Annotated in this window: 27 protein-coding genes; 17 read left to right on the top strand and 10 right to left on the bottom strand. The window is 61.2% G+C overall.

Translation table 11 applies throughout. The features are described from left to right. Positions 1-58 precede the first annotated feature (58 nt). Both GTP23_RS01175 and GTP23_RS01170 read right to left on the bottom strand, forming a co-directional pair. Positions 59-388: an AzlD domain-containing protein gene (locus GTP23_RS01175; protein ID WP_161033517.1), complete on the bottom strand. Its 330-nt coding sequence runs from the start codon at positions 386-388 to the stop codon at positions 59-61. Next, positions 385-1,152: an AzlC family ABC transporter permease gene (locus tag GTP23_RS01170; protein WP_161033516.1), complete on the bottom strand. Its 768-nt coding sequence runs from the start codon at positions 1,150-1,152 to the stop codon at positions 385-387. The genes GTP23_RS01175 and GTP23_RS01170 overlap by 4 nt, the downstream gene beginning before the upstream one ends. A gap of 134 nt (positions 1,153-1,286) precedes the next feature. Here GTP23_RS01170 and GTP23_RS01165 point away from each other — a divergent pair, with 134 nt between their 5' ends. From GTP23_RS01165 to GTP23_RS01150, 4 genes are read left to right on the top strand one after another with little or no spacing between them, the layout of a single operon-like run. Next, positions 1,287-1,481 carry a zinc-finger domain-containing protein gene (locus tag GTP23_RS01165; RefSeq protein ID WP_155432753.1) on the top strand — a complete coding sequence of 65 codons (195 nt, stop codon included), beginning with the start codon at positions 1,287-1,289 and terminating at the stop codon, positions 1,479-1,481. Positions 1,482-1,509: 28 nt separating this feature from the next. Then, positions 1,510-1,938: a YybH family protein gene (locus tag GTP23_RS01160; RefSeq protein ID WP_161033515.1), complete on the top strand. Its 429-nt coding sequence runs from the start codon at positions 1,510-1,512 to the stop codon at positions 1,936-1,938. 12 nt (positions 1,939-1,950) lie between these two features. Beyond that, positions 1,951-2,991 carry a YheT family hydrolase gene (locus tag GTP23_RS01155; RefSeq protein ID WP_161033514.1) on the top strand — a complete coding sequence of 347 codons (1,041 nt, stop codon included), beginning with the start codon at positions 1,951-1,953 and terminating at the stop codon, positions 2,989-2,991. Beyond that, complete coding sequence (locus GTP23_RS01150; protein WP_161033513.1) at positions 2,984-3,577, top strand: DUF2946 family protein; 594 nt, start codon at positions 2,984-2,986, stop codon at positions 3,575-3,577. The genes GTP23_RS01155 and GTP23_RS01150 overlap by 8 nt, the downstream gene beginning before the upstream one ends. Here the strand turns inward: GTP23_RS01150 and GTP23_RS01145 are convergent. Then, positions 3,543-5,120 (bottom strand): M48 family metalloprotease, encoded by a 1,578-nt coding sequence (locus GTP23_RS01145; RefSeq protein ID WP_161034571.1) that lies wholly within the window; start codon positions 5,118-5,120, stop codon positions 3,543-3,545. The two genes, GTP23_RS01150 and GTP23_RS01145, sit on opposite strands and share 35 nt — an antisense overlap. A gap of 96 nt (positions 5,121-5,216) precedes the next feature. Between GTP23_RS01145 and moaC the strand changes: the two genes are divergently transcribed. Then, entirely contained in the window at positions 5,217-5,747 is a 531-nt protein-coding gene (moaC, locus tag GTP23_RS01140; protein ID WP_161033512.1) for a cyclic pyranopterin monophosphate synthase MoaC, read from the top strand. A 136-nt stretch (positions 5,748-5,883) separates the two neighbouring features. Next, a complete protein-coding gene (locus tag GTP23_RS01135) occupies positions 5,884-6,594 on the top strand; it encodes a flagellar brake protein (RefSeq protein ID WP_161033511.1) in 711 nt (236 codons plus the stop codon). Between the two features lie 60 nt (positions 6,595-6,654). Here the strand turns inward: GTP23_RS01135 and GTP23_RS01130 are convergent, their stop codons facing one another. The 6 genes from GTP23_RS01130 to recA form a co-directional block, all read right to left on the bottom strand. After that, positions 6,655-7,122 (bottom strand): pilin, encoded by a 468-nt coding sequence (locus tag GTP23_RS01130; RefSeq protein WP_161033510.1) that lies wholly within the window; start codon positions 7,120-7,122, stop codon positions 6,655-6,657. A gap of 264 nt (positions 7,123-7,386) precedes the next feature. Continuing rightward, positions 7,387-8,268, bottom strand: coding sequence for a succinate--CoA ligase subunit alpha (gene sucD / locus GTP23_RS01125; RefSeq protein WP_155432748.1), 882 nt, complete (start codon positions 8,266-8,268; stop codon positions 7,387-7,389). A 13-nt stretch (positions 8,269-8,281) separates the two neighbouring features. Next, positions 8,282-9,451 (bottom strand): ADP-forming succinate--CoA ligase subunit beta, encoded by a 1,170-nt coding sequence (gene sucC, locus GTP23_RS01120; protein WP_155432747.1) that lies wholly within the window; start codon positions 9,449-9,451, stop codon positions 8,282-8,284. 88 nt (positions 9,452-9,539) lie between these two features. Beyond that, a complete protein-coding gene (locus GTP23_RS01115) occupies positions 9,540-10,124 on the bottom strand; it encodes a DUF2889 domain-containing protein (RefSeq protein WP_155432746.1) in 585 nt (194 codons plus the stop codon). Positions 10,125-10,378: 254 nt separating this feature from the next. Continuing rightward, entirely contained in the window at positions 10,379-10,834 is a 456-nt protein-coding gene (gene recX, locus GTP23_RS01110) for a recombination regulator RecX (RefSeq protein WP_161033509.1), read from the bottom strand. Between the two features lie 29 nt (positions 10,835-10,863). Next, positions 10,864-11,958 carry a recombinase RecA gene (gene recA / locus GTP23_RS01105; protein WP_155432744.1) on the bottom strand — a complete coding sequence of 365 codons (1,095 nt, stop codon included), beginning with the start codon at positions 11,956-11,958 and terminating at the stop codon, positions 10,864-10,866. A gap of 162 nt (positions 11,959-12,120) precedes the next feature. Between recA and GTP23_RS01100 the strand changes: the two genes are divergently transcribed. From GTP23_RS01100 to GTP23_RS01075, 6 genes are all read left to right on the top strand, one after another. Further along, positions 12,121-12,801 carry a response regulator gene (locus GTP23_RS01100; RefSeq protein WP_161033508.1) on the top strand — a complete coding sequence of 227 codons (681 nt, stop codon included), beginning with the start codon at positions 12,121-12,123 and terminating at the stop codon, positions 12,799-12,801. Further along, positions 12,798-14,324: a sensor histidine kinase gene (locus GTP23_RS01095; RefSeq protein ID WP_161033507.1), complete on the top strand. Its 1,527-nt coding sequence runs from the start codon at positions 12,798-12,800 to the stop codon at positions 14,322-14,324. Before GTP23_RS01100 ends, GTP23_RS01095 begins: the two co-directional genes overlap by 4 nt. Then, entirely contained in the window at positions 14,317-14,658 is a 342-nt protein-coding gene (locus GTP23_RS01090) for a DUF4212 domain-containing protein (protein ID WP_161033506.1), read from the top strand. Before GTP23_RS01095 ends, GTP23_RS01090 begins: the two co-directional genes overlap by 8 nt. Then, positions 14,655-16,709, top strand: coding sequence for a sodium:solute symporter family protein (locus tag GTP23_RS01085; RefSeq protein WP_161033505.1), 2,055 nt, complete (start codon positions 14,655-14,657; stop codon positions 16,707-16,709). Before GTP23_RS01090 ends, GTP23_RS01085 begins: the two co-directional genes overlap by 4 nt. A gap of 96 nt (positions 16,710-16,805) precedes the next feature. Then, a complete protein-coding gene (locus GTP23_RS01080) occupies positions 16,806-18,809 on the top strand; it encodes an alpha/beta hydrolase family protein (protein WP_161033504.1) in 2,004 nt (667 codons plus the stop codon). Positions 18,810-18,862: 53 nt separating this feature from the next. Then, the gene (locus GTP23_RS01075) at positions 18,863-20,077 is read left to right on the top strand and encodes a 6-phosphofructokinase (protein ID WP_161033503.1); all 1,215 of its coding nucleotides are present in this window, start codon (positions 18,863-18,865) and stop codon (positions 20,075-20,077) included. Positions 20,078-20,142: 65 nt separating this feature from the next. Here GTP23_RS01075 and purM read toward each other — a convergent pair whose 3' ends face one another. Beyond that, positions 20,143-21,186, bottom strand: coding sequence for a phosphoribosylformylglycinamidine cyclo-ligase (purM, locus tag GTP23_RS01070; protein ID WP_161033502.1), 1,044 nt, complete (start codon positions 21,184-21,186; stop codon positions 20,143-20,145). Between the two features lie 162 nt (positions 21,187-21,348). On the opposite strand from purM, the gene GTP23_RS01065 reads away from it, so the two are divergent. The 5 genes from GTP23_RS01065 to folK are packed head-to-tail and all read left to right on the top strand — an operon-like array spanning position 21,349 to position 25,769. After that, complete coding sequence (locus tag GTP23_RS01065; protein WP_161033501.1) at positions 21,349-22,431, top strand: AI-2E family transporter; 1,083 nt, start codon at positions 21,349-21,351, stop codon at positions 22,429-22,431. 48 nt (positions 22,432-22,479) lie between these two features. Continuing rightward, on the top strand, positions 22,480-23,166 hold the full coding sequence (hda, locus tag GTP23_RS01060; RefSeq protein WP_161033500.1) for a DnaA regulatory inactivator Hda: 687 nt from the start codon (positions 22,480-22,482) through the stop codon (positions 23,164-23,166). Beyond that, entirely contained in the window at positions 23,166-23,837 is a 672-nt protein-coding gene (locus tag GTP23_RS01055; RefSeq protein WP_161034570.1) for a histidinol-phosphatase, read from the top strand. Before hda ends, GTP23_RS01055 begins: the two co-directional genes overlap by 1 nt. Continuing rightward, positions 23,830-25,239 (top strand): polynucleotide adenylyltransferase PcnB, encoded by a 1,410-nt coding sequence (gene pcnB, locus GTP23_RS01050; RefSeq protein ID WP_161033499.1) that lies wholly within the window; start codon positions 23,830-23,832, stop codon positions 25,237-25,239. The genes GTP23_RS01055 and pcnB overlap by 8 nt, the downstream gene beginning before the upstream one ends. Positions 25,240-25,253: 14 nt before the next feature. Further along, positions 25,254-25,769, top strand: a complete 516-nt coding sequence (gene folK, locus GTP23_RS01045) for a 2-amino-4-hydroxy-6-hydroxymethyldihydropteridine diphosphokinase (RefSeq protein WP_161033498.1) — start codon at positions 25,254-25,256, stop codon at positions 25,767-25,769. The last annotated feature ends 96 nt before the right edge of the window (positions 25,770-25,865 follow it).

Genomic DNA, 25,865 nt, shown 5'->3' with positions numbered 1-25,865 from the left:
AGGTCGAGTTGAAAAAGGTACGCTATTTTACCGCAAGCAGAGGCTTAAATTCCTGTTATTAAAATACATGGATCAGGCGTAAAGCCGTGTAAAAGCCCATGCCGAATAGGATAGTTTGCAACATATTGCGCCGCAGCAAATAAAAGATGGTGGCGACGATGCCGGCCAGCAGTTTGATGTTGCTCAAGTCCAACACCGGCGCTCCGTTCACCAGCATCAGGTCAGGCGCCACGATGGCCGCCAGCGCGCAGGCCGGTGCGTAGCGCAGCATTTCCTGCACCCGTTTCGGGATATTGATGTGATGCCCCACCAGCCAGAACGAGCTGCGCGTGGCCGCCGTGGCGACGGCAAGCACGCCGATGGTGAGCCAGATTTCCCAGTCACTCATCGCTGTCCTCCATAGGTCTGGCGCCATTTCTCGGCGCCCTCTTCCACCGCCATGGCCGTCAGCATGCCCAGCAGCACGGCCAGCAGCAGACCCAGCTTGTACGGCAGGCCCACGGCCAGCACGGCCACGGCACCGGCCACCAGCACGCCGCACAGGGCGGGACGGCCGGCTATCAGGGGCACCATCACGCAGATGATGGCCAGCGTACCGGCAAAACCCAGCCCCCATTCGGCCGGCACGGCGCTGCCGGCAAAAATCCCGGCGATGGAACCGATTTGCCACGCTGCCCAGTTGGGATACAGCAGGCCCTTGAGGTAGGACAGCTTGCCCGGCTGCGGTGCCGGATCAGGATATTTATGCAGGAACAGGGCCACCGTCATATCGCCGGCCACATAGCCGAGCGCAAAGCGCTTGCGCCACGGCAGCTGGGAAAAATGGGGCGCCAGCAGAGCGGAAAAGATCACGAAGCGCAGATTCACCACCAGCGCCGTGAAGAAGATCACCCACACGGGCGCATGGCTGGCAATCAGGGGCAAGGCAGCAAGCTGGGCCGAACCGGCGAACACCAGCAAGGTCATACCGAGAGCCTGTGCCACCGTCAGGCCGCTTTTCACCATGGCGATACCGACCACCAGCCCCCACGCACCGATGCCGAACAAAGTCGGCGTGCCGACCTTCAAGCCCTCGCGCCACGAAGCTTCGTGGTGGGCGGCGACATTGCAGGTCGGGGCGTTGGGGAGGTGGGCGCTGCTGGTTTCGGTCATGGCTAGATCATGTAGCATTCCTGCCACAGCGCGCGGCGCAGCGGGACGGTAGAGGCGCTATTTTACCGATGATTTTTGCTCTATGCGCGAATCCGTTAAAATCGTGGTTTTCCTTAGTCCTCGGAGCATACGAAATGAGCACTGCCACCACCACCAACGCCGTCGAACTCGAAGGCAAGGACTTGCCAGCCCACTGCCCTAATCCGGCCATGCCGCTGTGGTCGTCCCATCCGCGCGTTTTCCTCGACTTCCAGCATGGCGAGGCCAAGTGCCCATACTGCGGCACGGCGTATCGCCTGAAGCCGGGCACCGTCGTCGGTCACCACTAAATCCACCGTAACGCCGCGCGGAGCGAGCATGCCCACCAAACGTGTCAAGCAACTCAATGGTAGTGCCGCCGAAACCGAGGTGGCGTTCTACGATGCCCTCAACCGCGCCGATCTCGACGCGCTGATGGCACTCTGGGCCGAAGACGATGAAATCGTCTGCATCCACCCGGGCGGCCCGCGCCTGATCGGCCATGCCGCCATCCGCGCGTCGTGGGCCGCCATCCTCGAACACGGCGGCCTGCACATCGTGCCCATCCAGTTGCATGAAACCCACAATCTGATGAGCTCCGTGCACACGGTGGTGGAAATCAGCAGTGCGGCCCAGCAGGACGATATCCATCTGCTGGCCAGCAATGTGTATGTCAAAACCCCGCGCGGCTGGCGCATCGTGCTGCACCACGTCTCCATCGCCCCCGGCCCCGTGCCGACCGAAGCGCGCAGCCAGGTGCTGCACTGACAGGACTGTGCCGTGAAGTATCCCGCGCCCGCATGGCTACCTAGCGGCCACCTGCAAACCATTTATCCGGCCCTGTGCCTGCGCAAGCCGCCCGTGCGCTACCGGCGCGAACGCTGGGACTGCCCCGACGGCGATTTCATCGATGTGGATTTTGTCGATGGCCAGCCGGGCCAGCCCATGGTGGTGCTATTCCACGGCCTCGAAGGCAGCTCCGACAGCCATTACGCGCGCGCCCTGATGGCGGCCGTGGCAGAGCGGGGCTGGTCCGGGGCCGTACCGCATTTCCGCGGCTGCTCGGGCGAGCCTAACCGCGCGCCGCGCTTCTACCATTCGGGCGACGCCACGGAAATCAACTGGATCATCCGCCGCCTGCACGCGCGCCATACCGCCCCACTGCGGCCCGCCAGCGCTGCCGCAACGGCAACAGCAGCCAGACCAGACGCTACGGCGACCGCTGCACCGTTCTATGCAGCCGGCGTTTCGCTGGGCGGCAACGCACTGCTGCGCTGGCTGGGCGAATCGGGCCAGCAGGCCGGTTTCGTCGATGCCGCCTGCGCCGTATCTGCCCCGCTCGATCTGGCACAGGGCGGCGCTGCCCTGTCCAGCGGTTTCAACATGCTGTACACGCGCATGTTCCTGCAAACCCTGAAACCCAAATGCGTAGCCAAACTACAGCAGTACCCTGATCTATTCGACCTGCAGGCCCTGCACGCCGCGCGCGATCTGTATGATTTCGACAACGTGGTCACGGCCCCGCTGCATGGCTACCGCAACACGGAAGACTACTGGCACCGCGCCAGCGCCAAGCATGTGCTGGGCGAGATCCGCGTGCCGACGCTGGTGCTGAACGCCCGCAACGATCCCTTCCTGCCCGGCCGGCACCTGCCGCAGCAGGCGGCAGCCTGCGTGCAGCTCGATTACCCGGCCCATGGCGGCCATGTCGGCTTCGCCACGGGCGGCCTGCCCGGCAGCCTGCACTGGCTACCGCAACGCCTGCTGCACTTCATGACGCAGGGCGCCGCACCTTTTAACGGAATTTCCCATCATGGATGACATCGTCAAACAGGCACTGGCCAAATGGCCCAATGTGCCGCACTGCTACGGCTGGCTGTTACTCGATGCGCGCGGCCACTGGCGCATGCGCGACGAACGGGCCCAGCACCTGAACCTGCCCGGCGACAGGCTGCAGCACGCGGCCCTGTGCAGCTTCATCGCCCGCAACTATGCGGCCGATGCGCGCGGCTGCTGGTATTTCCAGAACGGTCCGCAGCGCGTGTATGTGCAGCTGCAGGCTACGCCCTACATCGTGCGCACCGACCCCGTACAGGGCTGGCTGCTGCACACGGGCGTGGCGCTGGGCGCCATTGATGAAGTGCTGCTGACCGAGCAAGGCGCGCTGCTGCTGCGCAGTGCCGACGTGCTGGCCCAGCTTGATGACCGCGATGTGGCCAGCGTGCTGGCCGAACTGCAAAGTGGCGGCAGCCCCGTCGCGGACGACACTTTGATGGCATGGCTGGAAGGCACCAGCAACGCCAGCCTGACGCTGCAGGGCCATGCCGTGCAGCGGGTAGAAGCGGCGACGCTGCCCGCCCGCTTTGGCTATGTCAGCGTACCAGCGCCGGCGCCGACTCCGGCTTGAACAGATCCTTCTTGAACTTGTCGCCCATTTCTTCGCGCCGGCGCGCCTGCAGTTCGCGCTCGCGCGCATCGATCACGGCCTGATCGTAGAAAGTGGCATCGGGCGCCTTGCGCGCATACGAGAGCTGGTCCAGCGCCGACAGCACGCCGCCCTGCAGCACATATGATTCGGCCAGCGCGATATGCTGCAAGGCCTGCTTGCCCTGCTTGGCATAGGCTTGCGCCAGCAGGTCGTAGGCATTCGGATCATCGCGGTAGAGCTGCACCTGATCGCGCAGATAGGCGGCTCCCCGCTCCAGCTGGCCGGCAGCGATCATCGCTTCGCCATACTGGTGGGCGATGCCACGCGACAGCGGATAAGTCAGATGCGCCGCCTCGGCATCGGCCAGCGCCTGCTGCTGCAGGGCCGCTTTGTCCGGCTGGGCCAGTTTGATTTCCAGCGCCGTGCTCACATAAATGATTTCGCCTTCCGGTGCCGGCGCCACGCCCAGCGTACCCGGAGGTGGCAGCTTGCGCATGGTGGCGTGCGATTTATCCAGCCATTGCTGGGCCAGCGCATAGTTCTCGCGCTTGAGCGCCACCATAGCCAGCCCGTACTGGGCAGCGGCCACTTGCTGGCGCCCCGGCTGCTGCAGCTGCAGCTCGAAGAAAGTCTGGGTTTCGGCCAGCCCTTGCGAACTGAGATCCTGCAGCACCCGCGCTCTGGCCCGGACCAGATGGAAATCCAGACTGTCCAACCGTTGTTTGTAGGGCTGCTCGCGGATACGCGCCTGAATGTCGGCAATCCGCTCCGTGGTCAGCGGATGGCTTTGCAGATAGGCCGGCACACGGTCGCTATAATTGCGCGTCGCAATCTGCATGCGCTGGAAGAAGGCCACCATGCCCGAGGTATCGTAGCCTGCCGCGCCCATGATCTGAAAACCGATGCGGTCCGCCTCGCGCTCGGCATCGCGGCCGAAATTGAGCTGACGCTGGATGGCTAGCCCCTGTCCGGCCGAAAACACCCCTATCGCCGCATCGCCGCCCGCCTTGGATGCCAGCACCGCCAGTATCATGGCCGCCAGCGGGATCAGCGCATCCTGCTTCTGCTGGCCGATCGAACGGGCGATGTGGCGCTGGGCCACGTGGCCGATTTCGTGGCCCAGCACGGAAGCCAGCTCCGATTCTGTCTGCGCCGCCAGCAGCAGCGCCGAATGCACGGCAATAAAGCCGCCGGGCAGTGCAAAGGCATTCAGCTGGGGATCGCGCACGGCGAAGAAGTAGTAATCGAAATTCGCCTCGCCACGGGCACCGGGGCGGGCCGCCACCAGCGCATTGCCGAAGTTGTTCAGGTATTCGAGGATGGGCGCATCATCGAGAAAATCGTTATTGCGGCGAATATCGCGCATGATTTCCTCCCCCAGCCGGCGCTCCATCAAGGGCGACAGATCCTGCCGCTCGGTGTCGCCGAGCGCGGGCAGGTTGGGGATTTTGGCAGGCGCCAGCACGTCCTGTGCCATAGCCAGAGGCATGGTCAGCAACAGCAGGGCAGCGGTCAGGCGCATGCGCATAGAACGGGGTTTTGCATTCACGGTGATATGATACCCGCAACCGGGGCGGGCCCGCTGCCCCACCCATGACGAAATCTGCCGAGTACTAGAATGAGCAACAACGTGAGCAACAACGTGAACCCTACTGAAACCGCCGCCACCGGCGAGCACCTGACCCACTTCGACGCCAGCGGCCAGGCCCATATGGTGGACGTAGGCGCCAAGACCACCACTCACCGCATCGCCGTCGCGCGCGGCAGCATCCGCATGAAGCCGGAAACCCTAGCCATCGTCACCAGCGGCACGGCCAAGAAAGGCGATGTGCTGGGCATTGCCCGCATCGCCGCCATCATGGCCTCCAAGCGCACCAGCGACCTGATCCCCCTGTGCCACCCGCTAGCCCTGACCCGGGTCGCCGTCGATTTCGTCACCGACGAAGCCAATGCCAGCGTGCATTGCACGGCCCAGGTCGAAACCCACGGCCAGACGGGGGTGGAAATGGAAGCGCTGACGGCCGTGCAGATCGGCCTGCTGACCATCTACGATATGTGCAAGGCGGTCGACCGCGGCATGGTGATGAGCGAAATTCGCGTGATGGAGAAGCACGGCGGCAAATCGGGCGACTGGAGCGCCACCAGCTAAATTCGCGATCAATCAGTTGCAGATTGATATATTGTCTGATTGTTACCTTTCAAACACACGTATATAATCCATTCCACAGAGGTAATTTTTCCGCAGGCTGGCCGCTGCCGTCAGGCGCATACGTGAAAGAATTTGCATGAGCAGCAACCCTCCATCGAACGAAAGCAAAACCCAGGAGTATGAGTTCGAGCAGATGAACTTGCAGGTAGGCAGCCGCATCCAGTTCATTACGCATCGTACGATCAAACCCGTCCAGCACTTTTCCACCCTCATCGGCTGGGTCAAAGACGAATATATGATCGTCAAAGTCCCCTTCGAGAGCGGTGCGCCGATTGCCGTCAACGATGGCGACAAGCTGACGATACGCGTGTTTTCCGGCGTCAATGTGTGCTCGTTTTCCTGCGTCGTGCTGCGCGTGTTCCCGCGCCCGATGTTCTATGTACACCTGTCCTTCCCCGTGTCGATACAGGGCACCAGTCTGCGCACGGCCATGCGCGTCAAAGTCGACATTCCGGCCCAGGTGACGTCCTCGGCCGGCACCACCTCGGTATTCCTCGTCAACCTCAGCGTTTCCGGCGCACTGATCGAGTCGCCGAAACCACTGACCGACGATGGCGGCGAAGTCGGGCTGTCGTTCTACCTGATCGCCCAGCCCGGCAACCGTCAGGTACGCATCAATCCTAACGCCACCATCCGCAATATCAATGTGGTCAAGCCGTCCAATGCCGAGCAGGAAGAAGTGTTCACCTATGGCGTGCAATTCGTCGACCTCGACCCTATGCACCACACCATGCTGCAGAACCTGACCTACGAAGCCCTGATCGCCGACCGCCAGAAAATCGTTTAAGCGCTTTGCTGCAGACGAAAAAAAACCGGCCGTAGCCGGTTTTTTTATGCCATCGTGAGATTAAGGCGTCACGTTGTTTTTGGTCAGTGCGGCTTTGGCTGTTTCGTTGGTGACGGTGGTGGTCACATTCCAGGTAACGTTAGCAGCGCCAGCAGCAATGGTTGGGGCGAAGGTGGCGGTCAGGCCGTCGATGTCTTTACCCACGCCGGTCGAGAAGGTTTCTTCGATCACGCCATCTTTCACAGTAACGGATTTCACTTCTTTGGTTTCGGTGAAGGTTGGCACGCCTTTCTGACCAGCATCGCATCCTTTCAGGTCGCCGCCCGCTTCTTGAGCGCACAGTGCCACAGCCGATTTGATCGAATCGATCGCGCCTTGTGCATTCGCCATCTTGGCTTTGATGGTGTAGTCGCTGTAAGCAGGAATTGCGACTGCTGCCAGGATACCGATAATGGCAACCACGATCATCAGTTCGATCAGGGTGAAGCCGGCTTGTGCTTGTTTTTTCATCATGTGCATGGTTTTCATTTTTGACTCCTGGGGGTGTGTTGAACAAAATTTGTTGTCTACACTTTCCATTGAGCAAGCACCGTGCCAGCCTGTTTTGCCATGTATTTTGGCCATATTCTGACGAATTCTGTCACTTTTTCGCTCCGCGACTGCCCATTTTTGTCAGTCCAGCATAAAAAGTGAGCGCCATTTTTTGGCACTGACAAATTTTGTCATTCGGAAATAAAAAAAGGGAAGGAACTTACGCTCCCTCCCCTTCATTCCATTAACGGAAAGCTGTGATTACAGCATGGCTTTCAGCAGACGGGCCATTTCCGATGGGTTCTTGGTGACTTTGATGCCGCAAGCTTCCATGATTTCCAGTTTAGCTTGTGCGGTGTCAGCGCCGCCCGAGATCAGCGCGCCGGCGTGGCCCATGCGCTTGCCCGGAGGAGCGGTAACGCCAGCGATGAAGCCGACCACTGGTTTTTTCATGTTGTCTTTGATCCAGTGAGCCGCATTGGCTTCGTCTGGACCACCGATTTCACCAATCATGATCACGGCGTCGGTATCTGGATCGTCGTTGAACATCTTCATCACGTCGATGTGCTTCAGGCCGTTGATCGGGTCACCGCCGATACCAACTGCCGACGACTGGCCCAGACCCAGTGCGGTCAGCTGACCCACTGCTTCATAAGTCAGGGTACCCGAGCGCGAAACCACGCCGATACGACCTTTCTTGTGGATATGGCCAGGCATAATGCCGATCTTGATTTCGTCTGGAGTGATCAGACCTGGGCAGTTAGGGCCCAGCAGCAGGGTTTTCGAACCGGCTTTGACCATGCGGTCTTTCAGAGCCATCATGTCACGGACTGGAATGCCTTCGGTAATGCAGATGGCCAGATCCATTTCAGCTTCTACGGCTTCCCAGATAGCGGCAGCGGCGCCTGCTGGTGGTACGTAGATGACCGACACGTTGGCGCCGGTTTCTTTTTTCGCTTCGGTGACGTTAGCAAAAATTGGAATGCCTTCGAAGTCTTCGCCGGCTTTCTTAGGGTTCACGCCTGCGACGAAGCAGTTTTTGCCGTTCGCGTAGTCGCGGCAGCCGCGGGTGTGGAATTGGCCGGTTTTACCGGTGATCCCTTGGGTAACAACTTTGGTGTCTTTATTGATCAGAATGGACATGTTGATTCCTTAATTAAGCTTGACCGGCAGCGGCGGCGACAACGCTCTTAGCTGCATCTTCCATGGTGTCGGCTGCGATGATAGGCAGACCGGAATCGGCCAGCATCTTCTTGCCCAGATCTTCGTTGGTGCCCTTCATGCGCACCACCAGCGGTACTTGCAGCGAAACTGCTTTGGAAGCGGTGATCACGCCTTCGGCGATCACGTCGCAACGCATAATGCCGCCGAAGATATTCACCAGAATAGCTTTCAGGCCTGGGTTTTTCAGCATGATCTTGAAGGCTTCGGTTACTTTCTCAGCCGTAGCGCCACCGCCTACGTCCAGGAAGTTGGCTGGTTCGCCGCCGAACAGCTTGATGGTGTCCATGGTTGCCATGGCCAGACCGGCGCCGTTCACCAGGCAGCCGATGTTACCGTCGAGCGAGATGTAAGCCAGATCGAATTTCGAAGCTTCTACTTCCGCTGGATCTTCTTCGTCCAGATCGCGGTAAGCCAGGATTTCTGGCTGACGGAACAGCGAGTTGGCGTCGAAGTTGAACTTGGCGTCCAGCGCGATGACTTTGCCCGAACCGGTCAGGATCAGCGGATTGATTTCGGCCAGCGATGCGTCGGTTTCCCAGTAGGCTTTGTACAGGCCTTGCAGGTTGGTCACGGCATCAGCGATCGAGCCTTCTGGCACGCCGATTTTAGCGGCGATGCTGGCAGCTTCTGCGTCGGTCAGCCCTACCGATGGGTCGATAGCGATCGAGTGGATCAGTTCTGGGTGGCTCTCGGCCACTTCTTCGATGTCCATACCGCCTTCGGACGAAGCCATCAGCACTACGCGTTGCGAAACGCGGTCGGTTACCATCGAAACGTACAGTTCTTTCTTGATGTCGGCGCCTTCTTCGATCAGCAGACGACGTACTTTCTGGCCCTCCGGGCCGGTCTGGTGAGTTACCAGCTGCATGCCCATGATCTGGTCAGCGTATTCTTTAACCTGTTCCAGCGACTTGGCAACTTTAACGCCGCCGCCTTTACCACGGCCACCGGCGTGGATCTGTGCCTTCACAACCCAGACTGGGCCGCCCAAGGTTTCAGCAGCTTTGACTGCTTCTTCAACGGTCATGCACGGGATACCACGTGGAACCGTCACTCCGAATTTTCGGAGGATTTCTTTGCCTTGATACTCATGGATTTTCATGCTGGCTTCCCTTCTGATGCTGATGTGTAAAAATCGGTTGATATTACGAAAATACTGCGAAATAAGGTATTTCTATAAGCAGAGATTGCTACGCGCTGCTCGGTGCTGCTTTGGCCACCCAGCGCGGGTAAAACTGCGCCACCGCCGCACCGTCGGTGCGCAGCGCGTGGCATTTATCTAGTTGAAACGGTTGCTGACGAGGCGTGCCATGGTCTTCCGTGGCCGCATCATTGGTCGCCCAGACGTCGTTGGCAAAGGCCTGCACGGCCGCGGTCGGCAGTATCTGCGCCAGTTCCGTCAGGTGAGTGCAGCCGGAGACGCCGGCCAGACGCTGTTTCAGTTCGTGCCGGAAGCCCTGCATCAGATTCAGCCCCACCAGTTGTTCCTTGTAGGCGGGCGCGATGGTATCGCAATGACCGGGATATGGCACAGCATCGGACGCGGCTTCGGCATCGACGATGTTGAGCTGGCGGTCTACGGTCAGGCGTAAATGGAGGTCATGCAGGGGAGTACCGGCAGCGCGTGGGCCCGAGGCCAGCACGGTGTCGATTTGTTTGATATCGGAGATGTGCGCGTCAAGATCCCATAGACCATCCTCGCGTGCATACGCTTGGACGACAATTGCGCGCGTGTGCCGTAGCGCACGTCGGTTAACTGGGGTTGACAGGGACATAGACCGATGCCGCTTTCGCGACAGAAATTTAGTAAGCAGCCATGTGCTGTTAAGCACGTATCCGCAGCTTCTACGGACACTTACCGCACCTGCGGCGCTGCAAAAACCCTAAAAGTGTAGCACATAGAGGCGGTTTGTTGCGCGCAAACATAAGTTTTTCCGCGCAAAATCTGCTATCTGAGGCTATTTTGACAAGAGATTCACAAAATGTATTTCTGCCATAGAAACATTGCATGACGCAATGCGGCAAAGCTTTACTCGTCGAACTGTTCGCTGCCCTTGAGTGCCGTCTGCACGGCCCGCTGGGAAAAGCCCCGCTGCAGCAGAAAGCGCATCTGTTTGTTGCGCTGCTGGGCATCTTCGGCCACGCTACCGAACTTGCGCTGCCATACTTCCACGCAGCGCGCCGTTTCATCGCTGGCCAGCCCCTGCTTGAGCCGGTCCAGTTCTTCGCCACGGATGCCGTGGCTTTGCAATTCTGCAACAATCCGCCCATTGCCGTAACGGGCCGAACGGCGGTGGATCAGCGCTTCGGAAAAGCGCTCCTGCGACAGCCAGCGGTTCTGCTCGAGCAAGTCGAGCAGGGCTTCCACATCGTCGCCTTCCTGTGCATAGCGGGCCAGCTTGCGCCCCAGCTCCAGCCGGCTGTGCTCGCGCTGCGACAGCAGCCGCAGCGCGCGGGCTTTGAGACTGAGTTCGACCGTTGCCATGACGGGCTCGCTACCGTAGACGCGACGGATTAGGCAGCGTCAGCGCCTTTATCGACGGATTTCAGCTTGACCACGGTGTCGCCCTTGTCGCTGGCCAGTGGTGGCAGTACCCGCACGCCCAGCGATTCGCGCACCTTGTTCTCGATTTCCCATGCCAGTTCCGGACGTTCCTGCAGGAAGATACGGGCATTGTCCTTGCCCTGCCCGACGCGCTCGCCGTTGTAGCTATACCAGGAACCCGATTTCTCGACGATCTTGGCTTCCACACCCAGATCAAGAATTTCGCCTTCGCGCGAAGTACCGGCGCCGTACAGAATGTCGAAGTGAGCTTCCTTGAACGGTGGCGCAATCTTGTTCTTGACCACTTTAACCTTGGTTTCGTTACCAATCACTTCGTCGCCCGATTTGATCGAGCCGGTACGGCGGATATCCAGACGCACGGACGCGTAGAACTTCAGCGCATTACCGCCCGTGGTAGTTTCAGGGCTGCCGAACATCACACCGATCTTCATACGGATCTGGTTGATGAAGATCACCAGCGTGTTGGTGCGGTTGATCGAACCGGTCAGCTTGCGCAGTGCCTGCGACATCAAACGGGCCTGCAGACCCGGCAGGGCATCGCCCATATCGCCTTCGATCTCGGCGCGTGGCGTCAGTGCGGCCACGGAGTCCACCACCACCATGTCGACGGAGCCGGAACGTACCAGCGCATCGCAGATTTCCAGTGCCTGTTCGCCCGTATCCGGCTGCGAAATCAGCAGTTCGCTGAGGTTCACACCGAGTTTCTGGGCGTACACCACGTCCAGCGCGTGTTCCGCATCGATAAACGCGCAGGTACCGCCCAGTTTCTGCATTTCTGCAATGGTTTGCAGGGTCAGCGTGGTTTTACCCGAGGATTCAGGACCGTAGATCTCCACCACACGGCCGCGTGGCAAACCGCCCACACCCAGCGCAATGTCCAGCCCCAGCGAACCGGTGGAGACAACCTGCACTTCTTCGATCGGCATGCTGGAGTCCATACGCATGACGGAGCCCTTGCCGAATTGCTTTTCGATCTGAGCCAGCGCGGCGGCCAGCGCCTTCGCCTTCTCAGAGGCAGGTACTACAGCTTTTTTGTCGTCCATAATGTTCTCTCAGCGGGGGTGGGTAGTTGGTACAGTCGGTACTGTATAAAAAAACAGTGCTTAATGCAAGCAGGATTTTTAAACAATTTTTGAGTAATCACAAAAACTCGCTACTTGCCGCGAAATGCAACACAATACGGGCTCGTACAGCCGGAGTGTTTTATGCGTATTTTACTTGCCGAGGACGACAGCGTTCTGGCCGACGGCCTGACCCGCTCACTGCGCCAGTCGGGCTATGCCATCGATTGCGTAGGCAATGGCCAGGAAGCCGACACCGCCCTCGCCACCCAGGAATTCGATCTGCTGATACTGGATCTGGGCCTGCCCAAACTATCCGGTCTGGAAGTGCTGCGCCGCCTGCGTGCGCGCGAATCGCGCCTGCCCGTGCTGATCCTGACGGCGGCCGATTCGATCGAACAGCGCGTCAACGGCCTTGATCTGGGCGCCGACGACTACATGGCCAAGCCGTTTGCCCTGTCCGAACTGGAAGCCCGGGTGCGGGCGCTGACGCGGCGTGGCGCCGGCGGTGGCGGCACCATCGTCAAGCATGGCCCGCTCAGCTACGATCAGGTGGGCCGCAGCGCCTACATCAACGAGCAGATGCTGGACCTGTCGGCGCGCGAACTGGGGCTGCTGGAAATCCTGCTGGCGCGCAGCGGCCGCCTCGTCTCCAAGGAACAGCTGGTCGACCACCTGTGCGAATGGGGCGAGGAAGTCAGCAATAACGCCATCGAAGTGTATGTGCACCGGCTGCGCAAGAAAATCGAAACGGGCGGCATCCGCATCGCCACCGTGCGCGGTCTCGGCTACTGCCTCGAGAAATTCGCGGAACCGGCCAAGTGACAAAGAACTCCGCCGTGCAGCAGGACGCTGCGCTGGACTACCAGCCGCCCGCGGCGGAGGCGGATGAAGGCATACAGCATTCGCTGTTCGGCGAAATTCTGGACTGGATGCTGGCGCCCCTGCTGCTGCTCTGGCCCATGAGTATCGCCATCACCTATCTGGTGGCCAAATCCATCGCCAACCAGCCCTTCGACCATGCGCTGGAAGACAGCGTCACCGTGCTGGCCCAGCAAGTGCGTGCCGTCGATGGCAAAGTGATCAAGGGTTTGCCCGGTTCGGCGCGCGACATCCTGCGTGCCGACGATATCGATAATGTCTATTTCCAGATTCAGGGACCGCACGGCGAGCATATCGACGGCGACCGCGATTTGCCGCCACCGGTGCTGGACGAGGAAGAGCTGCCCACCAGCGCCAACGTCCACTTCCGCAACGACAGCATGCACGGTACGCCGGTGCGCATCGCCTACGCCTACGTGCGGCTGGAACACAAGCCCGGCGCCGAAGCACCACTAGCCCTCGTGCAGGTGGCCGAGACGCTGGAAAAACGCGCCCAGCTGGCCAATGAAATCATCAAGGGCGTGATACTGCCCCAGTTCATCATCCTGCCCATCGTGCTGGCACTGGTGTGGTTTGCGCTGGCCCGCGGCCTGTCACCGCTGGCCCAGCTGCAGGAGCGCATACGCGCACGCGGCTCCGACGACCTCAGTCCGATCGCGCCGAATCAGGTGCCGGAAGAGATTTCGCCGCTGGTCAATTCGCTCAACGACATGCTGGCGCGGCTCTCCTCTTCCATCGAAATGCAGAAGCGCTTCATCGCCGATGCGGCGCACCAGATGAAAACCCCGCTGGCCGGCATGCGCATGCAGTCCGAGCTGGCGCTGCGCCAGACCGATAGCGCGGAAATCCACCGTTCGCTGGAACAGCTGGCCAAAAGTTCGGAAGCGGCCACCCGCCTGGTCAACCAGCTGCTGGCACTGGCGCGCGCCGAAAACCAGCCGCAGGCCGGCACCAGCATGCAGTTACTCAGCCTGTCCGATCTGGCGCGCAGCACCGTGCAGGACTGGGTTTCGGCCTCGTTTGCGGCGCGCATAGACCTCGGCTACGAAGGCCCGGACGAGCCGCTGGAAATCGAAGGCAACCCCACCATGCTGCGCGAAATGCTGTCGAATCTGATCGACAATGCGCTGCGCTATATCCCGGCTGGCGCCAGCGTTACCGTACGGGTGCGCAGCGACGAGCAGCACGCCATCCTCGAAGTGGAAGACACCGGACCCGGCATCGCACCGGCCGAGCGCCAGCGCGTGTTCGAGCGCTTCTACCGCATCCTCGGTAACAAGGCTGAAGGCAGCGGTCTGGGGCTGGCCATCGTGCGCGAGATCGCCCACCAGCACGGCGTCGAAGTGGAAATCTATAACAATCCCCGCGCCACCCAGCCCAAGCTGCCGGGCGCCCTGTTCCGGCTGGCCTTCCCGCTGCCGCCCGAGCCGCCCATAGAAGAAAGCGAAGCACCGTATTATGGATAAGCCCACGCCCATCACCCGTGCCGAGCACTGGCAGCGCACGCGCCGCCTGTCCATGCAGCTACTGCTGCTGTGGATGGTGACGGGCTTCGGTGCCGCCTTCTTCGCACGCGAACTGGCCACCCTCAATCTGTTCGGCTGGCCACTGTCGTTCTATCTGGCCGCGCAAGGCTCGTCGCTGGTGTATCTGGGCATACTGGCCTATTACGCCTGGCGCATGCGGCGTCTCGACAAGGCGGCCCGCGCGCCCCGCTCTGCCGCCTCTGCTGCTAGCGCTACGGCCTATCCTGCCAGCCCTGCCGCTACGCCCGGCAGCACGCCGGAGCCACGCCCATGAAGGCCGCCCGCACATTCCGCCAGCGCCTGCGCAGCTACTATCTGATGTTCACGGCCGGCTTTGCCGGTTTTCTGGTCTCGCTGGCCGTGCTGGAACAGGAAGGCATGTCGCGCATCTGGATAGGCTATCTGTTCATGTTTTCCACCATCGTGCTGTACGCCACCATCGGCGTGATCAGCCGCACCTCCAACGTGCTGGAATACTACGTGGCCGGGCGGCGCGTGCCTGCCGTCTTCAACGGCATGGCCACGGCGGCCGACTGGATCTCGGCGGCCAGCTTTATCAGTCTGGCCGGCGGCCTGTATCTGCGCGGCTTCGACGGGCTGGCCTACATCATGGGCTGGACCGGCGGCTACTGTCTGGTGGCGCTGCTGATCGCGCCCTATCTGCGCAAGTTCAGCCAGTACACCATTCCCGATTTTCTGGCCGAACGCTATGGCGGCGCCGCCAACCCTGAAGGTGGTGGCAATGTCGTACGGCTGCTGGCCGTGGCAGCTACCATCATCGTTTCCTTCACCTATGTGGTCGCGCAGATCTATGCCGTGGGCCTGATCGCCTCGCGCTTCACAGGAGTGGATTTCTCGGTCGGGATCTTCCTCGGTCTGGCCAGTATTCTGGTGTGCTCCTTCCTCGGTGGCATGCGCGGCATTACCTGGACCCAGGTGGCGCAGTACATCATCATCGTGGTGGCCTTCCTGATTCCGGCCGTCTGGCTGTCGGCCAAGCATAGCGACAATCCCATCCCGCAACTGGCTTACGGCAAGCTGCTGCCCAAACTGAGCGCACGCGAAGCCGTGCTGCAGGCCGACCCGCGCGAAGCGGAAGTGCGCGCCATCTTCCGCCAGCGCGCCGACGACTACGAGCAGCGCCTGCGCGGTCTGCCAGCCTCATGGGAAGCGGGACGCCTGGAAGTCCAGCACAAGCTGGACAAGGTCAAACACCGCAACGCCTCGCTGCTGGAAATCCGCAGCGCCGAGCGGGCCCTGATCGCCTATCCGAAATCGGCCGAAGAGGCCGAGCGTGTCTGGAGCGAAGCACGCACCCAGGCACTGGCGCGCTCCGAGCCGATTACCCCGCATGCCACGCCCTATCCGGGCGATCCGGCCAGCTCCGACATCAAGCGCAACAACTTCCTGGCGCTGGTGTTCTGCCTGATGCTGGGCACGGCCGCCCTGCCGCACATCCTGATGCGCTCCTACACCACGCCGAACGTGCACGAAGCGCGCACCTCGGTATTCTGGACCCTGTTCTTCATCCTGCTGATCTACCTGACCATCCCCGCGCTGGCGGTACTGGTCAAATACGATATCTACAGCGCGCTGGTGGGCATCGATTACCACCACCTGCCCAACTGGGTGTCCTACTGGGCCAATGTGGACAAGCTCAATCCCCTGTTCAGCATCAGCGATATCAACCACGACGGCATCGTCCAGCTGGCCGAAATCACCATCGATGCCGACGTGCTGGTACTGGCTACGCCGGAAATCGCCGGCCTGCCCTATGTGATTTCCGGGCTGGTAGCAGCCGGCGGTCTGGCTGCTGCCCTGTCCACGGCCGACGGCCTGCTGCTGGCCATCTCCAACGCCCTGTCGCACGACGTGTACTACAAAACGGTAGACCGCAGCGCCTCGACCCAGAAGCGCGTGACCATTTCCAAGCTGCTGCTGCTGGGCGTGGCGTTCGTGGCGGCCTACACGGCTTCGCAGAAACCGGGCGACATCCTGTCGCTGGTGGGTGCCGCCTTCTCGCTGGCCGCTTCCACCCTGTTCCCGGCGCTGGTACTGGGCGTGTTCTGGAAACGCTGCACCACGCAAGGCGCCGTGGCCGGCATGCTGACGGGCTTCGGCGTGTGCGCCTACTACATGCTGCACACCAATCCTGTTCTGGGTGGCAGCAGCGCCGCCCAGTGGTTCCACATTGCACCTATCTCGGCCGGCATCTTCGGTGTTCCGGCCGGCATACTGAGCATGATCGTGGTCAGCCTGTGCACCCCCCGGCCTGCCGCCGCCACCCTGGCGCTGATCGACTACATCCGGGCGCCGGAACAATAATATACAAACGCAATATGGCGTTTTTAACAACTAGATGCTATCGTGACCGGAACGGCCAGTTGCCCATGGCCCAAATCCGATTCAAGAAAGCATTCTATGTTCCTACGCCCTTACTTCCTGTCTGCGCTGTTGCTGGTGCAATCGCTGTGTGCTCCGGTGCAGGCTGCAGAGCAGCCCACACTCAGCGACTTCTTCGCGAATCCGCAACTGAGCGCCACCGTACTCTCCCCCAACGGCAAATACCTGGCCGTCAAGATCGGCGCCAGCGGCAAGCGCGAACGGCTGGCCGTGCTCGAACTGGAAACCCAGAAGATCACTGTTGTAGGTAATTTCAGCGATGCTGACGTGGGCGATTTTCAATGGGTGAATGACCAGCGCCTGGCTTTCACGGCGGCCGACCGCGAAGCAGCACAGGGAAATCAGCGCTACTGGCCCGGCCTGTATGCGGTCAACCGCGATGGCAGCGGTTTCCGCCAGCTGGCTATGCGCTCCAGCATCCCCTTCGTCACGGATGCTTCGGCCACCCGCTTGAGCCGCGACCTGCTGTCCAACCACACTTTCCTGCTGGGTCAGGCAGGGGCGCAGAATAGCGACTACCTGTATGTGCAGGAGCGCCACTACAGTGGCCGCGCCCAGATCGACTACGTCAGCCTGCTAAAAGTGAATACCGTCACCGGCCGGTTGGCCGCCGAGCGCATTGAAACGCCCGACCATGCCATGCACTGGCTGCTCGATTTCCAGGGCGAGCCGCGGCTGGTACAGACGCTGGATAAAGGTGTCAGCACCATCCTGTATCGCGACCCCGCCACGCAAAGCTGGCGCAAACTGGCCGAGTTCCACGCCTACGGCAATAGCAAGGGGAGTTTCACCCCGCTCTCGTTTGGTCCGGATGGCACGCTCTACGTCATCGCCAGCAATGGCCAGAATACCTCCGCCGTCTACACCTTCGACCTCAACCAGCTGACCTTGTCCGACAAGCCAGTGGTGCGGCTCGATGGCTATGATTTCAGCGGCCACCTGATACTCAACCAGCAAAAACTGCTGGGCGTGCGCTTCCTGAGCGATGCCTATGCCACGGAATGGCTGGATGACGATCTCAAGGCCATGCAGGCCAAGGTCGATAGCATGCTGCCTAACACCATCAATCTGCTGACGGTAGCGCGCCGTAACGAGAGCCCGTGGATACTGGTGAACGCCTACGCCGATGTCTGGCCTAACCGTACCATGCTGTACAACCGCGAAACGCAGAAGCTCTCCAGCCTCGGCGAAGCCTACCCCACGATACATCCGGAGCAGATGGCCAGAACCATGCTGGTGCACTACAAGGCCCGCGATGGTCTCGACATTCCCGCATGGCTTACCGTACCTCAGGGTGAAGGCAAGAACCTGCCCATGGTGGTGCTGGTACATGGCGGCCCATTCACGCGTGGCAATAGCTGGCACTGGGATCCGCAGGTACAGTTCCTCGCCTCGCGCGGTTATGCCGTGCTGCAGCCGGAATTCCGTGGCAGCACCGGCTTCGGCAAGCAGCACTTCCAGGCTGGCTGGAAGCAATGGGGCCTGAAGATGCAGGACGATATCGCCGACGGTACGCGCTGGGCCATCGCGCGCGGCACCGCCGATGCCCAGCGCATCTGCATTGCAGGTGCCAGCTATGGCGGTTACGCCACCCTGATGGGGCTGGTCAGAGATCCCGATCTCTACCGCTGCGGTATCGAATGGGCTGGCGTCACCGACATCAACCTGCTGCGCACCGGTCACTGGGCCTATGTTTCGGACATGTCAGAGAGCTGGAAACAGTATGGCATTCCGCAGCTGGTGGGAGACCCGGAAAAGGATGCCGAGCAGCTCAAAGCCACTTCGCCTCTGCTGCAGGCAGCGCGCATCACGCGCCCGCTGCTGCTGGCCCACGGCGGCTCCGATCTGCGCGTACCGCTGGTGCATGGCACGCGCTTCTACGATGCCGTCAAGCAGACCAATCCCGACGTCGAATGGGTGGAGTATCCGGACGAAGGCCACGGCTGGGCACTGCCGGCCACGCGCTACGATTTCTGGAGCCGGGTCGAAAAATTCCTCGATAAACATATCGGCAAGCACTGAAGTTCGCGCTATAGTCTGAGGACAGCTGGTTCAACGGATACGGAGGAGCAGGCATGTCTTCAGGCAAAATTCTGGTCGCACAGGGAGGCGGGCCTACCGCCGTGATCAATCAGTCACTGGCCGGCGTGGTGCTGGAAGCGCGCCGCTTCCGCGATGTCAGTCTGGTGTATGGCGCGCTGCATGGCGTGCGCGGCATCATCAACGAAGATCTGGTCGATCTGACGCGCGAAACCAGCCACAATCTGGAACTGGTGGCGGCCACGCCCTCGTCAGCGCTGGGCTCCACCCGCGACAAGCCCGACGTGCCCTACTGCGCCGAAATCTTCAAGGTACTGCAGGCGCACCAGATCGAACAGTTCTACTACATCGGCGGCAATGACTCCTCCGACACGGTGCGCATCGTCAGCGAACAGGCGCAGGCAGCGGGCTACCCGCTGCGCTGCATCCACATCCCCAAAACCATCGACAACGATCTGGTCGGCAGTGACCACACGCCCGGCTTCCCTTCTGCCGCGCGCTTTGTGGCGCAGGCATTCGCCGGTGCCAATCTCGATAACGCTTCGCTGCCCGGTGTGTATGTGGGCGTGGTGATGGGCCGCCACGCAGGTTTTCTGACCGCCGCTTCGGCGCTGGGCAAGAAGTTTGCCGACGATGGCCCGCACCTGATCTATCTGCCCGAGCGCGTGTTCTCGCTCGAGCAGTTCCTGAAGGACGTCAAAGCCTGCTATGCGCGCTATGGCCGCTGCGTAATCGCCGTATCGGAAGGCATACACGACGCCTCCGGTACGCCCATCGCCAGCCTGCTGGCAAAAGATATCGAACACGATGCCCATGGCAATGTCCAGCTATCGGGCACGGGTGCGCTGGCCGATCTGCTGTGCGACGAGATCAAGGCCAAGCTGGGCATCAAGCGGGTACGGGGCGACACCTTCGGCTATCTGCAGCGCTCCTTCATCGGCTGCGTATCCGACGTGGACCAGCGCGAAGCACGCGAAGTGGGCGAAAAGGCTGTGCAGTTTGCCATGTGGGGCCAGCGCAATGGCTCGGTCGCCATCAAGCGCACGGGCTTCTATTCGGTCGATTATGAACTGCTGCCGCTCGATGCGGTAGCGGGCAAGACGCGCACCATGGAAGATGAGTTTATCAGCGCCAGCGGCACCGACGTGACGGATGCCTTCCGCCTGTACCTGCGCCCGCTACTGGGTTCCGGCATGCCGGACGCGTTCCGCCTGCGCCCCGCTCCCGTCGCCAAGATTCTGCACAAATAGGCGCCGCCCGTAAAAAAAGCGCAGCCCCAAAACGGGGCTGCGCTTTTTAATTCAATGCTAAAGACTTACACCACGATGGTCTGGTGCTCGTCGCCCACGCGGGCGCGGATGCGGCCGATGGTGTAGACGGTTTCGCCAGCCGCTTCCAGCTGGGCTTTGGCAGCGGCAGCGTTTTCCTGCGAAACGATCACGGTCATGCCGATGCCGCAGTTGAATACGCGGTGCATTTCTGCGTCGGCTACGCCGCCATGCTGCTGCAGCCAGGTGAACAGCGGAGGCATGGTCCACGATTTCGCATCCAGTTCGGCCACCAGACCGTCCTGCAGTACGCGCGGGATGTTTTCTACCAGACCACCGCCGGTGATATGCACCATGCCTTTGACTTCCATCGAAGCCATCAGCGCCAGCAGCGGCTTCACGTAGATGCGGGTAGGCTGCATCAGCACGTCAGCCAGTTTGCGGCCGTGGAAGTCGCCTTCCAGATCAGGCTTGGCCACTTCGATGATCTTGCGCACCAGCGAATAACCGTTCGAGTGCACGCCCGACGAGGCCAGGCCCAGTACCACGTCGCCCGGTACGATCTTGGTGCCGTCGATGATCTGCGATTTTTCTACCGCGCCCACGGCGAAGCCGGCCAGGTCGTATTCACCGGCCGGGTACATCGACGGCATTTCAGCCGTTTCGCCGCCGATCAGCGCGCAGCCAGCCTGTTCGCAACCCTGGGCGATGCCCTTGATCACATCGGTGGCGGTGGCCACATCCAGTTTGCCGCAGGCGAAATAGTCGAGGAAGAACAGTGGCTCGGCGCCCTGTACCAGAATGTCGTTGACGCTCATGGCCACCAGATCGATGCCCACGGTGTCGTGGCGATTCAGTTCGAATGCCAGTTTCAGCTTGGTGCCCACGCCGTCGGTACCGGAAACCAGCACTGGCTCCTTGAACTTCTTGCTAATTTCGAACATGGCGCCGAAACCACCCAAGCCGCCCATCACGCCTTCGCGCAGGGTGCGCTTGGCAAATGGCTTGATCGCTTCGACTAAAGCGTCACCTGCATCGATATCGACGCCGGCATCACGGTAAGACAGGGAAACATTAGAAGTTTGGCTCATGGTGTATTTCGCAGCGGAGGCGGTAAAATAGAAGGCGGCGACCTGTTTCGTAGCAAAATGGCACGAAAATGCGCAAAAAAGCAGCGCGACAAGCCGGTAAGACCGCTATTTTAGCAAAATGCCTAGCGCCACAGCCGTTTTTAACTATCTAAATCACACTCCATGCCATTTCCCCTCACGCTAGAGCAAAAGCAAACAGCATTCTGGCTCGCGGTCTGGGCGGCATTTTTCTTCCTGCTGGTGACACTGGGCCCCATCCTCACGCCCTTCCTCGCCGCCGCGATTTTCGCCTATGCGCTCAATCCCGGCGTCGATGCGCTGCACCGCGTCCGTCTGCACCGCTGGCAGGCGCCGCGCGCACTGGCCGTGGTGCTGGTGATGCTGCTGTTTTTCTCCGCCATCACCACGCTGGTGCTGATCGTGGTGCCCGTGCTGCAAAAGGAAATCCCCCTGATGCAGGCGCAGATCCCCGCGTTTCTGGCCAAGATCAACGACTTGCTGGGTCCTCGCCTGCAGGAAATGGGCGTGAAAATCCGCCTCGACAGCATAGGCATCAAGAAGCTGGTGTCGCAGCAGATGGCCACCAGCGGCGACGAAATCTGGACCACCATACTCAATTCCGCCCGCACCGGCGGCACGGCCGTACTGGGCTGGCTGGCCACGCTGGTGCTGATTCCGGTGGTGCTGTTCTACCTGCTGCTGGACTGGCACGCCATGCTGGCCCGTATCGCCGCCTGCGTGCCGCGCCGCTGGATAGGCGCGACCGTGGCCATGGCCGAAGAAGTCGACGCCCTGCTGGCGCAGTATCTGCGCGGCCAGCTGCTGGTGATGCTGGTACTGGCCGTGTACTACTCGGCCGCGCTGGGCATCGCCGGTTTCGAAGTCGCGCTGCCGGTGGGGATCATTACGGGCCTGCTGGTGTTCATTCCCTATCTGGGCTTTGGTCTGGGGCTGATACTGGCGCTGATTTCGGCCGTGCTGCAGTTTAACGACCTGAGTGGCATGGTGGCCGTGGCCATCATCTACGGTGCAGGTCAGGTGATCGAAGGTTTCTTCCTCACGCCACGCCTCGTCGGCGAGCGTATCGGCCTCAATCCGCTGGCCGTGATCTTCGCCCTGATGGCCTTCGGCCAGCTGTTCGGCTTCGTCGGCGTGCTGCTGGCATTGCCCGCTTCCGCCATCCTGATGGTGGCCTTTAAACACCTGCGCAGCCACTACCTGCGCAGCAGCTTCTATAATGCGTGACGTGGAACAGAAAAACGTTATGCAAATGATCACATTCAGGCGGGTGCCATGAAGCAGCTGGTGCTCGATTTAGGCGCAGACCCGGCGCACAGCCTCAGCTCCTTCGAGGTAGGACAGAACGCCGAAGCCGTGGCGCTGCTGGGGCAGTTCGCCGACCGCAGCGCGCGCGAGCATTTCGCCTACCTGTGGGGCAACGAGGGCGTGGGCAAAAGCCACCTGCTCAAGGCGCTGGCCAGCGCCGGCAGCGAGGCGGACCAGCTGCGCGCGCGCTATATCTCGCCATTCTCGATCGAATCGGAATTCGTCTACTCGCCCGAAGTCGACCTGTATCTGCTGGACGACTGCGAAAAGCTCTCGCCGCTGGCGCAGATCGACGCCTTCGCCCTGTTCAACGAAATCCGCGCCAACTCGGCCTACATGGTGTGCAGCGGCGCGGTAGCACCGGCCGTGCTGCCCGTACGTGAAGACCTGCGCACCCGCATGGGCTGGGGCCTGATCTATCAGGTACACGGACTGACCGACGACGAAAAGGCCGCCGCCCTGAGTGCCGCTGCCAGCGCCCGTGGCTTGACCCTGTCGCCGGGCGTGATACCCTACTTGCTGTCGCACTTCCAGCGCGACATGCGGTCACTTTCGACCATGCTCGATTCGCTGGACCAGTATTCCCTACAAACCCAACGCCCGATCACTCTGCCCTTGCTGCGCGAGTGGTTGCAGGCGGAAGCCCAAGCATGATGAATCTCGCTTTATTTGACCTCGACCATACCCTGCTGCCCATCGACTCCGACTACGAGTGGGGCCAGTTCCTCGTGCGCATAGGCGCTGTCGATGCGGCCGAATTCGCCCGCCGTAACGACGCCTTCTTCGCCCAGTATCAGGCCGGCACGCTCGATCCTGTCGAATATCTGGAATTCTCGCTCGGCACGCTGGCCAGCTTCCCGCGCGAGCGGCTGGCAGCGATGCAGGAGCAGTACATGAACGAAGTGATCCTGCCGGCGATCCGCCCAAGCGCGCTGGCCCTGCTGCAGAAGCACCGCGAAGCGGGCGATCTGCTGGCCATCGTCACGGCCACCAACCAGTTTGTCACCACCCCTATCGCCAAGGCGCTGGGCGTGGAGCACCTGATTGCCGCCGTGCCGGAAACCGATGCCGAAGGCAATCTGACCGGCAAACTGCTCGGCACACCCACCCAGGGCGCGGGCAAAGTCACCCACACCAAAGCATGGCTGGCCAAGATGGGCAAGCAGCTGGAGGACTTCGGCACGGTGCACTTCTACAGCGATTCGCATAACGATCTGCCACTGATGTCCATCGTCAGCCATCCGGTCGCCACCAATCCGAACGCCAAACTCAAACAGCATGCCGCCGAACATGGCTGGCCACATATCGACCTATTCAATGATTAAGAAACTGATCCGCAAAATCCTCGGCACCAAGAGCAAAGCCGAACGCGATACCAGCGCCCCTGTGGTGCTGGGGCCGGACGCCCATGGTATCGATCCGCGTCTGCTGTCGAACAACGCCGTACGCGTCACCAGCACGCTGCAGGAAGCCGGCTTCGAAGCCTTCGTAGTGGGCGGCGCCGTGCGCGACCTGCTGCTGGGCGTGAAGCCGAAAGACTTCGACATCGCCACCAATGCCACGCCGGAGCAGGTGCGCAAGCTATTCCGCCGCGCCTTCATCATCGGCAAGCGCTTCCAGATCGTGCACGTGATGTTCGGTCAGGATCTGCTGGAAGTGACTACCTTCCGCGGCACCAGTTCGGACAACGCACCGAAAGACGAACATGGCCGCGTGCTGCGCGATAACACCTTCGGCAGTCAGGCCGAAGATGCGGCACGGCGCGATTTCACTATCAACGCCATGTACTACAACCCTGCCAACCAGCAGGTACTCGATTACCACGGCGGTATCGCCGACATCCGCGCCAAAATGCTGCGCATCATCGGCCAGCCGGAAACCCGCTACCGCGAAGACCCTGTGCGCATGCTGCGCGTGGTGCGCTTTGCCGCCAAACTGAAATTCGACATCGAGCCGCATACGGGCGCACCGATCAAGGTGATGGCACCGCTGATCAACAACGTGCCGGCCGCGCGCATCTTCGACGAAATGCTCAAGCTGCTGATGAGCGGCCATGCACTGGCCTGCCTGCAGCAACTGCGCACCCAGGGCCTGCACCATGGCCTGCTGCCGCTGCTGGACGTAGTGCTGGAGCAGCCGCTGGGCGCCAAGTTCGTCACGCTGGCACTGGATTCCACCGATGCCCGCATCCACGCCGGCAAGACGGCATCGCCGGGCTTCCTGTTTGCGTCACTGCTGTGGCATCAGGTACTGGAAAAATGGGAAGCCTACCGCGCCTCGGGCGAGCAGACCATTCCTGCGCTGCATCTGGCGGCCGACGATGTGCTGGAATCGCAGACGGAAAAACTGGCACTACAGCGCAAGATCGGTTCCGACATGCGCGACATCTGGGCCATGCAGCCACGCTTCGAGCGTCGCGTCGGCAAAGCCCCATACAAGCTGCTGGAACACCTGCGCTTCCGCGCCGGCTACGACTTCCTGCTGCTGCGCTGCGCTTCGGGTGAAATCGACGCCGAGATCGGCGAGTGGTGGACCGCCTTCTACGAGGGCGACGAAGCCGAGCGCGAACAGCTGATCACGGCGGCCAGCCAGCCGGCTAGCAGCGGCGGCGCCAAACGCAAGCGCGGTCCCCGTCGCGGCGGCCGTAACCGTTCTGGCAAAGGCGGCGAAGGCGCTGAAGGCGGCAGCAATGCTGTTGGCGACGGCAGCCACGGCGAGCACGATTAAGCTGCTGCCGCATCATGAGTATCCATAACATGGCTGAACAGGGCGGCCTGCCCTTCGCCATTGCCTACATCGGCATAGGCGCCAATCTGGGCGACGCGCGTGCGCAGGTGGAAGACGCCTTGCGCCGCCTGCAAGCGCTGCCCGGCTGCACGCTGATGGCGGCATCCTCGCTGTACCGCACGGCACCGATAGACGCCGGTGGCGACGACTACATCAACGCCGTGGCCCGCATCAGCACCACGCTGGGCGCGGCCGAGCTGCTGGCAGCTCTGCACGGCATCGAACAGGCCCATGGCCGCGAGCGCCCCTACCGCAACGCGCCGCGCACGCTGGACCTCGATCTGCTGCTGTACGCCAATGCCCGTATCGATACACCCACGCTGACCGTGCCGCACCCGCGCATTACCGAGCGGGCCTTTGTACTGGTGCCCCTGCTGGAACTGGCGCCAGCCATCCATATTCCCGGCCTCGGTGCAGCACAGGATTACGCTGCCGCCGTGGCCGATCAGCGCATAGACCAGATCACCTGATCTCTTGACTTTACAGCGCGCGATAGCAGTTAGGACTACACTATCGCGGTCAGCACATCTTTAAAGGATTACCATGTCTGCTTACCTGCAAGGAAA

Origin of the sequence: Duganella fentianensis, assembly GCF_009857835.1 — a bacterium.
GTDB classification, from domain to species: Bacteria; Pseudomonadota; Gammaproteobacteria; order Burkholderiales; family Burkholderiaceae_D; genus Rugamonas; species Rugamonas fentianensis.
The sequence above is the reverse complement of the archived record's forward strand: the minus strand, read 5'-3'. Positions and strand labels throughout refer to the sequence as shown.